The organism is Luteimonas sp. A611, from assembly GCF_054072715.1.
This window is the reverse complement of sequence record NZ_JBSVRP010000001.1, coordinates 1,705,051-1,718,363: the sequence shown is the minus strand read 5'-3', so window position 1 is coordinate 1,718,363 and position 13,313 is coordinate 1,705,051. Positions and strand designations below refer to the sequence as shown.

The window sequence follows — 13,313 nt, the reverse complement described above, 5'->3', positions numbered from 1 at the left end:
CGTCCGGCGCGCCAGAGTGCGCGAACGATACACTGCGCGTCCCTGATCCCGTGGCACATCATTCATGTCCGACCCGGTTCGACTGGCCAGGCGCGTGGCCGAACTGGCGCGGTGTTCACGCGCCGACGCCGAACAGTACGTCCAGGGCGGCTGGGTGAAGGTCGACGGCCAGGTGGTGGAAGAGCCCAATCGCATGGTCACGGAGGAAGCGGTCGAGATCGACGACGCCGCGCAGCTGCAGGCCAGCGAGCCCGCCACCCTGCTGCTGCACAAGCCACCCGGTTTCGACGCGATCACGGGCGCCAACCCGGCCGCGGCCCTGGTCACGCCCGCCAGGCGATGGAGCGAGGATGCCAGCGGCGTGCGCCCGCTCCAGCAGCATTTCCAGCGGCTGGTGCCGCTGATGCCGCTGGAGCGCGAGGCCAGCGGGCTGGTCGTGCTGAGCCAGGACGGCCGCGTGCGGCGGCGGCTGGTCGAGGACGTGGACACCATCGAGCAGGAATTCATCGTGGAGGTCGACGGCACGTTGGGCCCGTGGGGCCTGAGCCGGCTCAACCACGGCCTGGTCTACGAGGGCCGGCCGCTGCCGCCGTGCAAGGTCAGCTGGCAGAACGAGATCCGCCTGCGTTTCGCGATCAAGGCGGTGCGCGACGGGCAACTGCGCGACATGTGCGCGCAGGTGGGCCTGAAAGTGGTGTCCATCCGCCGGATCCGCATCGGCAGGATCCCGCTGGCCAAGATGCCCGCCGGCAGCTGGCGCTACCTGCCGGTGGGCGAGAAGTTCTGAGCCGGCCGTCCAGCCGATCGAAGTGCGGGCGCGGGCGTCCCTGCCCTGTTCGCCTCAGCGCGCCACCTGCCGCCCGCGATCGATCGTGAATTCCACGCGCTGGCCCGCGATATCCGCGCCCGGCTGCCCCGATCCCACCCAGATGCGATAGCGTCCTGGCATCACCTGGCGGTCGCCTTCCACGTCGACCGCGCTCAGGTCGCGCGAGTCCAGCTCGAATTCCAGCGTGCGGGTTTCGCCCGGGGCCAGCGTCACCCGCTGGAATCCGCGCAGCGCGATCCGGGGCACACCTTCGAGCTCGGGGAACTCCAGATACAGCTGGGCGACCTCGTCGCCGGCGCGTTCGCCCGCGTTGCGCAGCTGCGCGCTCACGCGTAGCCCTTCCGAGGCACCGCCGGCCGCGGGTACCAGCTGCAGCGGCGCGTAGTCGAAGCGGGTGTAGCTCAGGCCGTGCCCGAAGGGATACACCGGGGTGCCTTCGAAGTAGCGGTAGGTGCGGCCGCGCATGTCGTAGTCGCCGAACGGGGGCAGCTCGTCGACCGAGCGGTAGAAGGTCAGCGGCAGGCGACCGGCCGGATTGACGTGGCCAGCCAGCACGTTGGCCACGGCCAGGCCGCCGGACTGGCCCGGATACCAGGCTTCGACGATGGCGTCGGCGTGCTCCTTCGCCCAGGCCAGGTTGACCTGGCTGCCGTTCATCAGCACCACCACCAGCGGCTTGCCGGTGGCGCGCGCGGCCACCAGCAGCGCCTGCTGGTCGGCCAGCAGGTCCAGCGAGGTCTTGTCGCCGCCCTTGAAGCCTGGCACCTCGATCGGCGCTTCCTCGGCCTCCAGGTCCGAGGTCAGCCCGACCACCGCCACCAGCACGTCGCTGTCGGCGGCGGCCGCGCGCATGTCGGCTTCCGGCGTGTCGGACACGCGTTTCCAGACCATGCCGATGCCGGTCAGGATCCGCGCCTCGGTGGTCACGGTCACCGGATAGCGCCGGCCGCCCTCCAGGCGCACGGTCTTCATGGTCGGCAGGCTGTTCCAGGACGCGCCGCGCAGGTCGACGAACGGCTTGCCGTCGAACTGCATCTCGCCGTTGAAACCGCCGATGCCGAGCCGGTAGAGGCCGGTTTCCGGCGGAACGAGGTAGCCGCTCCACTGCACGCGGTGCACGTCGCGCACCTGCGCCAGGTCGAGGCTGCGCGAGTTGACGTCGGCCTCGACGCGGGTCACGACCGGCTCGGCCTCGAACCCGGTGCGCTGCACCCAGGCATCAAGTTCGCCCGGCCCGAAACGCGCCGGCGGAACTGCGGCCGCGTTGTAATAGCGGGCGAGCAGGCCGGGTGCGCCGTCGGGCGTGCGCAGCGCGCTGGTGGGCACCGGATCGCCGTCGGTGAAGGTCTCGCCGAACGGGACGTGGCGCACCTGCGCATCAGGCATGGCGCGGCGCAACCCTTCGAGCACGGACACCGGCGGCGCCGACTGCGGCGATGAATAGTTGCCGCGCAGCACGCGGGTCGCGTCGCCCAGCGGTCCGATCACCGCGACACGCGTGTCCGCGCGCAGCGGCAGCACGCCGTCGTTCTTGAGCAGCACAAGGCTCTTTTCCGCCGCTTCCAGCGCGACTGCGCCATGCGCCGGCGTGCCCACATCGGCGGGCGATGCGCTGTCGATGGACAGAGGACGCAGGCCCGGCAGGTCGCCGGTGCGGTAGCGGGCCGCAAACAGCCGCACCAGGGCGCGGTCGATGTCGGCCATCGACAGCAGCCCGCGTGCCAGCGCCTCGCGGTAGGGCTCGGCCAGGCCATCGGTATCGGTGAGCGTGGCGCCGCTGCATTCGTTGTCCACGCCCGCGCGCATCGCCGCCGCCACCGCGCTCGCGGGGTCCGGGGCGAAATGATGGTGCTTGCGGATGTCGGTCACGGCATCGCAATCCGACACCACATAGCCCTTGAACGACCAGGCATCACGCAGGTAGTCCTTGAGCAGCATGTCGCTGGCGCAGGCGGGCTGGCCGTCGATGCGGTTGTAGGCACACATCACCGACGCGGCGCCACCCTCGACGATCGCGGCGCGGAAGGCAGGCAGGTAGGTGTCCTCCAGGTCACGCCTGGACACGAACACGTTCGCCTCGTGCCGCGTGGACTCCGGGCCGCTGTGCACCGCGTAGTGCTTGGGCGTGGCGACGACGTCGATCCAGTCCGGGTGCGCGCCCTGCATGCCGCGCACGTAGGCCACGCCCATGCGCGCGGCGAGGAACGGATCCTCGCCGTAGGTTTCCTGGCCGCGGCCCCAGCGCGGATCGCGGAAAATGTTGATGTTGGGCGACCAGGTGTTGAGGCCCGTGCCGATGCGCCCGGTGCGCCCGGTCTGCCGCGCCAGTGCATGCAGGCCTCGCACCTCGGTGCTGATCACCGCGGCCACGCGCTGCACGAGTGCGTCGTCGAAGCTCGCCGCCAGCCCGATCGGTTCGGGGAAGTTGGTCGTGGGCAGCGAGCCCATCGCCCCGTGCAGCGACTCGGTCCACCAGTTGTAGGACGGCACGTCCAGCCGATCGATGGCCGGCGCGGTGTTGAGCAGCTGCGCCAGCTTCTCGTCGGTGGTCATGCGTGCGACCAGTTGCGTAGCCAGCGCCTCCGCCCCGCCCGCCTGCGTGCCACGCCCCCCGCCCTGCTGCGCGGCCAGCGGCGCCATCGTGATCATCGCCAACAGCGCCACGGCGCAACGTATCCGGTGCAACGGATGCATCCTGCTCTCCTCGGTGGGCCCGCCGTAGGGTGGACACGGAGTCCCGGCGGCATGCGCAGCCAGCCTGCTTCGGCGACGCGTCAGGGATGATTGCACGGCGGCGCCTGCCGACTGATCGAGATTCGTGCCCCTGACCTGCCAGTTTGGTGATGGCTGTGCGAATGCGCCCACGCGGCCTGCACGTGCCCGTGAGCCGGCCGATGCTGGTAACAGGCATGGCCGCGACCGTTTGGACTGTCGCCCCGGGCGACTACAATTGCCCGCTTCCCGCATCCCGGCACGCGCATGGCCCTGAACTCGACGATCTACAAGCTGGAACTGCAGGTCAGCGACATGGACCGGCATTACTACGCCAGCCACAACCTCACCCTCGCCCAGCACCCGTCGGAAACGCCGGCGCGGCTGATGGTGCGGCTGATCGCGTTCGCCCTGTACGCCCATGAGCGCCTGGAGTTCGGCCGCGGGTTGAGCACCGACGAAGACCCGGACCTGTGGCTGCGCGATTACACCGGCGACATCGACCTGTGGATCGAGCTGGGCCAGCCCGACGAGAGCCGCGTCCGCAAGGCCTGCGCCCGCGCGCGCCAGGTGGTGGTGATCAACTACAGCGGCAACGGCGCCGAAATCTGGTGGAACAAGGCCGCCAGCGCGCTGTCACGGCTGAAGAACCTGACCGTGATCGACCTGGCGCCGGACGACATCGAGGTCATCGTCGGGCTGCTCGAACGCGGCATGCGCCTGACCGCGATGATCCAGGACGGCGAACTGCAGCTGATGAGCGATCGCCAGAACGTCGCGCTCACGCCGCGCGTGCGGATCGCCGCTGCCGGCTGAGCACGCGCGGCGGGCATGGCGAGCGTCACACCGCCGTTGACCCTCGGCCTGCAGTGGTCGCCGCGCGGCTTCAGGCCCGCTTCGACGAGATCCACGCGTGGATCAGCCCGGCCTGGAAAAACTGCACCGGCGGCTCGAAACCACCCGCCGCGATGATCGAGGCCACATCGGCCGCGGGAATCACCGCGACGTCCTCCGAATAAGCCGCCCGCATCCGCTCGATGGCCTCGGCAGGCACGTCGGCGGCGGCCATCATGCGCGTCCACGCAGGCAGCAGCACTTCGTAAGCGGCCGAGTGCACGTCCGACGCGAGATCCGAGCTCGCCAGCAGCCCGCCAACGCGCAGGCGCGTCGCGATCGCGCGGAAGAATTGCGTGCGCTGCACCTGGTCGACGAGGAACTGCGACACCAGCAGGCAGGTGGCCGCATCGAACGGCGCATCCGCGGGCAGCGATTCCAGGAACCCCTGGTGGAAGCGACAGCGCTGCGCGAAGCCCTCGGCCTCGGCCCGCTCCCGGCACGCCGCGAGCATGGCGCCGGAGGGTTCCACCGCGGTGAACGTCCACCCCGGGAAGCGGCGCGCCAGATGGGCCATCTCCTGGCCCGTGCCGACGCCGACGCACAGCACGCGCGCGTCCTGCGGCAGCCCCGCGAGCAGGGGCTCCAGCATGAGGTGGAGACAGTCGCGGATGGCAGCGGTCTTCGCCCACCGGCTGTCGTATCCGGCGGCCTGCTGGTCGAACAGGGCAACGATCTGGTCGGATTGCATCGCGGCAGCTTAGCGCAGGCTGCCGGGGCGGCGTCCATCGTCAGGTGGCATCGAAGGCACCCACTTGCGCCGGGCACGGCACCCTGCACCGGGCGCGCGCGTTCACGCGCGTTCGCGTGGCTGTCCGCTAGCCTGCCAGGCTTGAGTGCGCCTCAAACGTGGCCTGCTCGCGCGCGACGCAGGCAATGCGTGCGCTGCCCCCGTATTCCCTGCCCAGGACCTCGAAAGTCGACATGTGGAAAGAGAGGATCAAGGCCGATTTCCAGCTCGCGACCGTCCTCATGTTCGCCGCGATCACGGTGTTGGGGGTCACCCCGTTCGCCGTGTACAGATTCATGTCCGGCCAGCCCCTGACGGGCATCATCGATCTGCTCATCGTCGCCTGCATCAGCGTGGGCGCAGTGCATGCGTGGCGAACCGGGCGCACGGACGGCGCGGCGACCTTCCTGGCGGTCAGCTACTCGATCGGATGCATCGGCATCGCGCATGTGGCTGGCCTGTCTGGAGTGCTCTGGCTGTATCCGGTCCTGGTGGCCAACTTCCTGCTGGTGCGGCGCAGGCCCGCGCTGCTCATGTCGGTGGTCGCCATCACCGGCGTCGTGCTCAGCGACCCGGCGCTGGGCACCGCTGCGCACAAGATCGGCTTCATCACCACCGCGGTCGTGGTGAGCCTGTTCTCCTTCGTCTTCGCGTCGCGCGCAGCAGTACAGCGCTCGCAGCTGCAGGCGATCGCGCTGCGCGATCCGCTCACTGGGGCGGGCAACCGCCGCGGCATGGAGGCCGAACTGGAGATCGCCATCGCCTCCAGCGTCCGCAGCGGCGTGCCGATGGGGTTGCTGGTGTTCGACCTCGACAACTTCAAACAGATCAACGACAGCTTCGGCCACGAGGCCGGTGACGAGGTGCTGGTGCAGATCGCCGACGTGGTCCGCGCCAGCACGCGCATGGACGACCGCTTCTTCCGGCCGGGCGGCGAGGAGTTCGTGCTGCTGCTGCCGGGCGCGACCGCAGGCTCGCTTCGCGAGGTCGCCGAGAAGCTGCGCAGCGCGGTGGAGCGGGAAGTCCAGGCGCAGGGACGCACCGTCACCATCTCGGTCGGGGCCACCCCGTTTCACCCCACGGACTCTCCCGGCGAATGGCTGGCCCGCGCCGACGCGGCCATGTACGAGGCCAAGCGCACCGGGCGCAACCGCACGGTGGTGACAGGCCTGCGATAGTCGCAATACCAACCCGGGCGGCCATCCAGCGAGGTGCCTCGCGACGGCCGAGGTTGGTCATGCCGGACGCGGTACCACCGCCGACAGGTGGCGCATCGCCTGCTGGCCTGGGCCGGGCGCGAAGTCGCCGCGGTCCGATGGCGCCATGTTGCCGCGACGCAGGCTGGCGCATAATCCCCCTGACGACTGCACCGCAGTCAGCGCCAGAGCGCCAGGAGAAGAAATGAGCAAGGGCCTGAACCAGAAGAAGGAACAGAAGAAGAAGCCGGCCAAGACCATGAAGGAGAAGAAGGCCGAGAAGCGCGAGAAGACCGAAACCAAGCGCTTCGGACCCGCCTGAGCAGAGCCTGTCTCAAAAGCACCAGGGGGTGGAGTCAGAGGGACGCGACTCCACCCGCCAGCGGCCCAGGTCTGCGGGTCCGCCGACTACCATCCGATGATGGGCTAGCCCGACCGAACCCGAACATGGGGCCGGAAAGCGGCATCCGGCCTGCGGTGACGATCCCCGCAGGCGCTAGCCGAACGCGCCCAGCACCCCGGCCACGTTGGTCCCGATCTCCTTCACCGCGTAGCCGCCTTCCTGCACCAGCACGGTGGGCAGTCCCAGCGCCGCCATGCGCGCGCCCAGCTGCGGAAAATGTGCGGCGCCGAGCCGGAACGCGCTGATCGGATCGCCTTCGTAGGTGTCCACGCCCAGAGACACCACCAGCGCGTCCGCGCCGAAAGTGGCTACCGCCTGCAGCGCGGTATCCAGCGCCTGCGCGTATTCGTCCCAGGTGGTGCCGCGCGGCAGCGGCAGGTTGAGTGTGGCGCCCTCGCCCGCTCCCGCGCCGCGTTCGTCGGCATAGCCGAGGAAGTAGGGGTATTCGGTTTCGGGCGTCCCGTGGATGGACAAGAACAGCACGTCGCCGCGCTCCCAGAAGATGTCCTGGCTGCCGTTGCCGTGGTGGTAGTCCACATCCAGCAGCGCGACGCGCTGGAAACCGCGATCGCGCAGCCGCTGTGCCGCCAGCGCCGCATTGTTGAGATAGCTGTAGCCGCCATAGCTGCCGCGCGCCGCGTGGTGCCCCGGCGGCCGGCACAGCGCATAGGCCGCACGCTCGCCTTCGGCCACCAGTTCGGCGGCCGTGAGCGCGCACTGCGCCGCGGCGAACGCGGCATCCCAGGTGCCGGCGACGATCGGCGTCCCTGCATCGAAGGCGTAATAGCCCATCGCCCCGTTGATACCGGTCGGCACCCGGTCCTGGCGCAGCCCGCGCGCCGGAAAGCCGCTGGGCAGCATCGATCCACCGCGCCCTTCCGCCTGCCAGCGTGCGTAAGCGGTGCGCAGGAACTCCACCAGTCCCGCCTCGTGTACGCCCAGCAGGACATCGACCGCGAACGGACGTGGCCCCACCAGTGCATGCCCTGCCTCGACCAGCGCTTCGCGGATGTACTCCGCGCGCTCGGGACACTCGTAGCTTGGCACCAGCTCGGCGCGATGGAGTTCGACCCCGCCGGCGTGGCGCTGGTGCAGGGGCGAGTGGACGATCTTCATGACGGCTCCGCGCTGGCGTGGCGGTCGATGCTACGCAAGCGTCGCGACTTTGCGAAGACAGAACCGGGCCAGTGCGGTGCGAAAGCGGGCCAGGGTGAAGTTTTCGTCCCGCACGCGCAGCCCTGCAGGCTGCGAAAGGTGGTGCCGGGCTTCGCCGGGAAGCTGCACCTCCAGCCCGCGATCGACCGACCGGCGGGGAGCCGGCGATGCCGACCGTGCTCATGCCGCATTTCCCGGTGAATCGCCCGCGTCCGGTGCACACAGCCATGCCGACGCTGCCGCCAGCATCGCCTCGACGCCCGTCCTGAGCGTGGGGTCGAGCACCGGCGCGAAGCGCGGCGAGTGGTTGTCGGGGATGTCCTTCACCGTGCCAGCCTGCCGGTGTTGCTCGTACGTGGCTGGATCGGTGCCGCCGACGAACCAGAACACGTACGGCACGCCCCAGCTGCGGCCGAAAATGCTGAAGTCTTCGCTGGCGGCGGAGGGCCTGGTTTCCCGGGCGCGATCGCCGAACTGCGCGTGGAACGCGGCCACCACCTTCGCCGTCGCGACGTGGTCGTTCTCGGTCAGTGGATAGCTGCTGAGCGTGGTGAACTCCGGCTCCTTCAGCGCGGCCGAGGCATGCGCCTCGGCGCAGCAGATCCTGCGCACCGCATCCAGCATGTGCGCGCGCACGCGCTCGTCGTAGGTGCGCATGTTGAGCTTGATCGTGGCCTCTTCTGGAATGATGTTCTCCTTGGTGCCGGCCTGCAGCGAGCCCACGGTGAGCACCGCGCTGTCCAGCGGCGCGACCTCGCGCGAGACGATGGTCTGCAGGCGCAGCACGGTGGACGCCGCCATCACCACCGGGTCGACCGAGTTCTGCGGCTGCGAGCCGTGCGCGCCGCGGCCGAACATCCGCACCTGCAGGCTGTCGCCCGCCGACAGGATCACCCCAGGCCGATAGCTCACGCTGCCAGCCGCGCCCACCATCACGTGCTGGCCCAGCACCACGTCGGCACGCGGCAGGCCGGCCTTGTCCCAGTCCTCGACCATCGCGCGCGCGCCCTGGGCGGTCTCCTCGCCGGGCTGGAACACCACCAGCAGCGTGCCGCGCCAGGCGTCGCGCGCTTCGGCCAGCAGCCGTGCCGCGCCCATCAGCCAGGCCATGTGCAGGTCGTGCCCGCAGCTGTGCGCCACACCGGGCACCTGGCTGGAATACGGCAGCCCGGTGTCCTCGTCCATCGGCAGCGCATCCATGTCGCCGCGCAGCAGCACCGTGGGGCCGTCGCCGTTGCGCAGCACGCCGACCACGCCGGTCACGCCCACGCCGCGGCTGACCTCGTAACCGAGCCGTTCTATCCAGTCGGCGGCAATGCCTGCGCTGCGCTCTTCGCGCATGGAGAGCTCGGGGTTGCGGTGCAGGTCTTCGTAGATGGCCAGCAGCTCCGGGGCCATGGCCTTGAAGCGCGATTCGAGCGCTTTCACCAGCGGGTTCATCACCATGCCTCCGACCGGATGGTGGCTGGAGCATAGAACATCCACGGCGACGGGTTGACGGCTCCTGTCCGTGCGCGCCGCAACCCCGGCAACCTCCCCGCGCCTTCCGCCGCGCACACGCGCCGCCCGTCATCAGCGGGCCGGTCGCGGGGTCCGTCGGGCCGTTCCGATTCCCGGCAGGCATCGCTGCGGACGGATATGGAATCGCAGCCGGTTTGCGCGCCCCGCGCCGTCCCCGACGTGGCAACCTGCCCTGCGCATCTCCTTTCCCGACATCGCGAGCGACCAATGACACAGCTGCCATTCCGCCCCATCGCCCTGCTGCTGGGCGCCCTGTTCCTTGCATGCTTCGTCATGCCGGTTGCGCTGGCGGGTGAAAAGCAGACCTTCGTCCTCGTGCATGGCGCGACCGCCGGCGGCTGGGAGTGGAAGCGCACCGGCCAGTTCCTCACCGACGACGGGCATACCGTGTACCGCCCCACCCTCACCGGCCTGGGCGAGCGCGAACACCTCAACAGCAGCGAGGTCGACCTGCAGACGCACATCGACGACATCGTCAACCTGATCCTGTTCGAGGACTTGCACGACGTCGTGCTCACCGGGCACAGCTACGGCGGCATGGTGGTTACCGGCGTGATGGACCGGATCCCCGAACGCCTGCGCCACGTGGTGTTCCTCGACGCCGCCGTGCCCGAGGACGGCCAGTCGATCTGGGACCTGTTCGGCAGCCGCGGACCGATGCCCGCCGACCGCTTCCGCGACGGCTTCATGCAGGTGCCGTGGGTGAAGCCGGGCGACAAGCCGCCGTACAGCGTCAAGCATTCGATCAAGTGCTTCGAGCAGCCAGTGTCGTATCGCAATCCCGCCGCGCTTGCGCTGCCGGTCACCTATGTGGCCTTCGTGCCGGCGGACCAGTCGGTCGAACAGCGGGCGAAGACCGACAAGAGCTGGCAGAACGCGCAGGCACGTGGATGGGTGATCCGCAGCTTTCCCGGTGGCCATGTCGCCCACCAGGAAGACCCGCGCGGCGTGGCGACGCTGATCGCGCAAGCGGCCGGTGCTGGCGACGGCGATCAGTGAAAGCGGCCGGAGACGCTACTTGCGCACCTCGCAGCCAGGGTCGCGGGAATCAGCGGTCGTCGAATGGAATGCCGGCGGTCAGGGTCCGCACTGCCACTGCCCCGTGACTGTACGCCTGGCACCATCGGCGCGGTGGTAGGTCAGGGTCGCCGGGCTCGGCGGTGATTCGCCGCCACCGGAGGCCGGTCCAGTGGGCTCGATGTCGATGGTCTTGCCGGCGCCGTGGAAGCGCGCGCCGCGCAGCATCGCGTTGAAACCGCCGGGCGCGGCCACCGCCTCCACTTGATCGCCCAGCTTGACCACGCCGCGCGCAGGGTCGTCCGATGCCACGTGGCCCCTGGCGAGCAGCAGCATGTCGCCGTCGACGCTGAATCCGCAGGCCAGTTCACCCTCGAGCGTGAGCGCCTCCAGGTCGGAAGATGACAGCGCTTCGAGTTCAATTGCCGAGCCGTCGCCGCCTGTGGTCACTCCACGAACCGCCGAGGCTTGCCGAGTATTCCCCGGCAGGCCGGCGTGGTCCGCCGCAGGGCCTGCCGCTTGTTCATCCGGCGCGGATGAAGCCGTGCTCGTGGCGGACGCTGGCACCTCGTCTGGCACCTTCCCGTCCTGTTGTCCCTGGCAACCCGACAGCAGCAGTGCCAGCACGACGAGCGCGGCGCGCAGCACATCGCCTCCGCGCGTGCTCACGACGCCAGCCTTGTACGGCCTGCCGGGGTAGTCGGCGGCACCGGCTGCCCCGTGGGCGCGTTCAACAACGCGATATCGGTCCCGCCACGCGCATCGAGCAGCCCCGGAGTGCCCGAGCAGTGCGCATAGGCTTGGCAGTCGCTGCAGTAGCACGCCGCCCCTGCGTATGTGCCGTGCGCATCGGTCTCGCCGCGCAGCGTCCTGCAGCGGCATTGCAGCTGGATGGACATGGCATCCCTCCCTATTGGATGGCGGCAGCATGGCTGCTGCTGGCGCAAGGGCGCGTGCAGGGGGGGTTAGCCGGCTGCGTGCCGAGTGTGCCGCGCCGCGACCACCCGGCGTGCCCGTGCTCGCTCACCCTGTCATCTCGACCAGAGAGAGAGATCTGCTGTCCCGAGCCTGAGATTTCTCCCTTTGGTCGAAATGACAAGCACACGCACTCCGCGCCCCACACCCACACGATATCCCTGCCCCTCAGCCTGCCCCTCAGCCTGCCCCTCAGCCTGCCCCTCAGCCTGCCCCTCAGCCTGCCCCTCGGCCTGCCCCTTAGCCTGTCATCTCGACCGAAGGGAGAGATCTACCGTTGAGGGGGGACGGATTTCTCCCTTCGGTCGAAATGACACAGGGGAGGTTTCTTCCCTCGTTGTAATACCAAAGACCAAACTTGACGACGCACTCGCGGCACGCCCCCGTCGGCCATGCCTCAAGCCCCGTCACCCATCCCCGCATCGAACCCCGGTGCCGCCATGAAGTGCCGCGGCTCCCCACTGATCGGATCCTCGAACGCCAGCGCATGGGCAAACAGCCGCAGTGTGCGACCCGGGTCATCCGGCGCCTGCGCTTGCAGTAGCGGATACAGTCGATCGTGCAGGATCGGCGCACCCAGCGCCGCCATGTGCACGCGCAGCTGGTGCTTGCGCCCGGTGACGGGTTCCAGGCGATAGGTCCAGGCGCCCTCGCCGCGCGCGACCACCTCGATCACGGTCTCGCTGTTGGGCTCACCAGGCACTTCGTGCATGCGGAAGAACGGCTCGCCGCGCTCCAGCCGGCTGCGGTGCACATGCGGAAACGCCAGCCCGGGCAGCGGCGGCGCGATCGCGAAGTAGTGCTTGCGGATGCGCCGCTCGCGGAACAGCGCGTGGTATTGCGCGCGGCTGCCGGGATGCGCCGAGAACAGCACCAGGCCGGCGGTGTCGCGGTCGATACGGTGCAGCGGGACCAGCGCCGGATTGTCGAAGCGGCGGACCAGACGGGTCAGCAGCGTCTCGCGCACGTAGGCACCCGTCGGCGCCACCGGCAGGAAGTGCGGCTTGCAGGCCACCACCAAGTGCGCATCGGCATGCAGCACGGCTTCGGCGAGGGGGATGTCGGGCTCGTCGGCCACTTCGCGGAAATAGCGGACCTCGGCGCCCGCGCGATATGCAGCCGATACATCAAGCGCGCGCCCCTCCGCATCGAGCACGCGTCCACGCGCGAACCGACTGCGCCAGGTGGTTTCGTCCACGCCGGGGAAGTGCGCAGCCAACGCCTCGAGCACCGTCGTCCAGGGCCCGCGCGGAAGCTGCAGGCGGCTGGGCGGCAGCGATCCCTGCATGCCGCCGCCCTCCTCGTGGGCGCCCTGCCGAGTTTCCTCGTGAGTCGTGATGCGCGGCAATCCAGTACTCGCGCGGCGCTAGCTGCCGCGCAGGCGCAGCGTCAGTCCCTTGAGGAAATTGCGCAGCAGCTGGTCGCCGGCGAGGCGGAAGTTGCGGTGCCCGGCCTGCCGGAACAGCGCCGACAGCTCGGGCTTGGTCACCGGAAAGCCGGCGTCGGCAAACACCTGGTGCATGTCCAGGTCCGACAGCTCGAATGCGACCCGCAGCTTCTTCAGCACCACGTTGTTGCTGATGCGCTTCTCCACCGGCCGCGCGGGCTTGCCCTCCTCGCGACCGCGCAGATGCACGATCAGCCCGTCCAGCACATGCGCCAGCGCCTCGTCGCTGCAGGCCTGGTAACCCGGTTCCTCTTCCTTCAGCAGCATCGCGCGCACGTCTTCGCGCTCCAGGGCGAACGCCGGATCCGCCAGGTGGGCGATATCGACGACCTTCTGGTCGCTCAGATCGAGCATGTAACGGAGGCTGCGCAGGACGTCGTTGGTGATCATTGAACCGGAACCGGCGTGGGAATGCGGTGCAGTCTACCGACTGC

General features: G+C 69.5%; 12 protein-coding genes. 4 read left to right on the top strand and 8 right to left on the bottom strand.

Features of this window, described 5'->3' with window-relative positions; genetic code table 11:
- The first annotated feature begins 64 nt into the window (after positions 1–64).
- Positions 65–787: an rRNA pseudouridine synthase gene (locus tag ACW5EG_RS07615; protein ID WP_457021196.1), complete on the top strand. Its 723-nt coding sequence runs from the start codon at positions 65–67 to the stop codon at positions 785–787.
- Between the two features lie 54 nt (positions 788–841).
- Here ACW5EG_RS07615 and ACW5EG_RS07610 read toward each other — a convergent pair whose 3' ends face one another.
- Entirely contained in the window at positions 842–3,523 is a 2,682-nt protein-coding gene (locus ACW5EG_RS07610) for a glycoside hydrolase family 3 C-terminal domain-containing protein (RefSeq protein ID WP_457021195.1), read from the bottom strand.
- 285 nt (positions 3,524–3,808) lie between these two features.
- Between ACW5EG_RS07610 and ACW5EG_RS07605 the strand changes: the two genes are divergently transcribed.
- On the top strand, positions 3,809–4,357 hold the full coding sequence (locus ACW5EG_RS07605; protein ID WP_457018190.1) for a YaeQ family protein: 549 nt from the start codon (positions 3,809–3,811) through the stop codon (positions 4,355–4,357).
- Positions 4,358–4,427: 70 nt separating this feature from the next.
- Here the strand turns inward: ACW5EG_RS07605 and ACW5EG_RS07600 are convergent, their stop codons facing one another.
- Complete coding sequence (locus ACW5EG_RS07600; protein ID WP_457021194.1) at positions 4,428–5,126, bottom strand: class I SAM-dependent methyltransferase; 699 nt, start codon at positions 5,124–5,126, stop codon at positions 4,428–4,430.
- A 233-nt stretch (positions 5,127–5,359) separates the two neighbouring features.
- On the opposite strand from ACW5EG_RS07600, the gene ACW5EG_RS07595 reads away from it, so the two are divergent.
- Positions 5,360–6,343: a GGDEF domain-containing protein gene (locus ACW5EG_RS07595; RefSeq protein ID WP_457018188.1), complete on the top strand. Its 984-nt coding sequence runs from the start codon at positions 5,360–5,362 to the stop codon at positions 6,341–6,343.
- Positions 6,344–6,857: 514 nt separating this feature from the next.
- On the opposite strand, the gene ACW5EG_RS07590 is transcribed toward ACW5EG_RS07595, so the two are convergent.
- Positions 6,858–7,880 (bottom strand): histone deacetylase family protein, encoded by a 1,023-nt coding sequence (locus tag ACW5EG_RS07590; protein ID WP_457021193.1) that lies wholly within the window; start codon positions 7,878–7,880, stop codon positions 6,858–6,860.
- Positions 7,881–8,099: 219 nt separating this feature from the next.
- Entirely contained in the window at positions 8,100–9,359 is a 1,260-nt protein-coding gene (locus ACW5EG_RS07585; protein WP_457021192.1) for an amidohydrolase, read from the bottom strand.
- A 288-nt stretch (positions 9,360–9,647) separates the two neighbouring features.
- Between ACW5EG_RS07585 and ACW5EG_RS07580 the strand changes: the two genes are divergently transcribed.
- Positions 9,648–10,439, top strand: a complete 792-nt coding sequence (locus ACW5EG_RS07580) for an alpha/beta fold hydrolase (protein ID WP_457021191.1) — start codon at positions 9,648–9,650, stop codon at positions 10,437–10,439.
- Positions 10,440–10,517: 78 nt separating this feature from the next.
- Here ACW5EG_RS07580 and ACW5EG_RS07575 read toward each other — a convergent pair whose 3' ends face one another.
- From ACW5EG_RS07575 to ACW5EG_RS07560, 4 genes are all read right to left on the bottom strand, one after another.
- A complete protein-coding gene (locus tag ACW5EG_RS07575) occupies positions 10,518–10,907 on the bottom strand; it encodes a hypothetical protein (protein WP_457021190.1) in 390 nt (129 codons plus the stop codon).
- Positions 10,908–11,122: 215 nt separating this feature from the next.
- Positions 11,123–11,356, bottom strand: coding sequence for a hypothetical protein (locus ACW5EG_RS07570; RefSeq protein ID WP_457018181.1), 234 nt, complete (start codon positions 11,354–11,356; stop codon positions 11,123–11,125).
- Positions 11,357–11,829: 473 nt separating this feature from the next.
- A complete protein-coding gene (locus ACW5EG_RS07565) occupies positions 11,830–12,720 on the bottom strand; it encodes a pseudouridine synthase (protein WP_457021189.1) in 891 nt (296 codons plus the stop codon).
- A gap of 78 nt (positions 12,721–12,798) precedes the next feature.
- The gene (locus ACW5EG_RS07560) at positions 12,799–13,269 is read right to left on the bottom strand and encodes a DUF1456 family protein (RefSeq protein WP_457018179.1); all 471 of its coding nucleotides are present in this window, start codon (positions 13,267–13,269) and stop codon (positions 12,799–12,801) included.
- Positions 13,270–13,313: the final 44 nt, after the last annotated feature.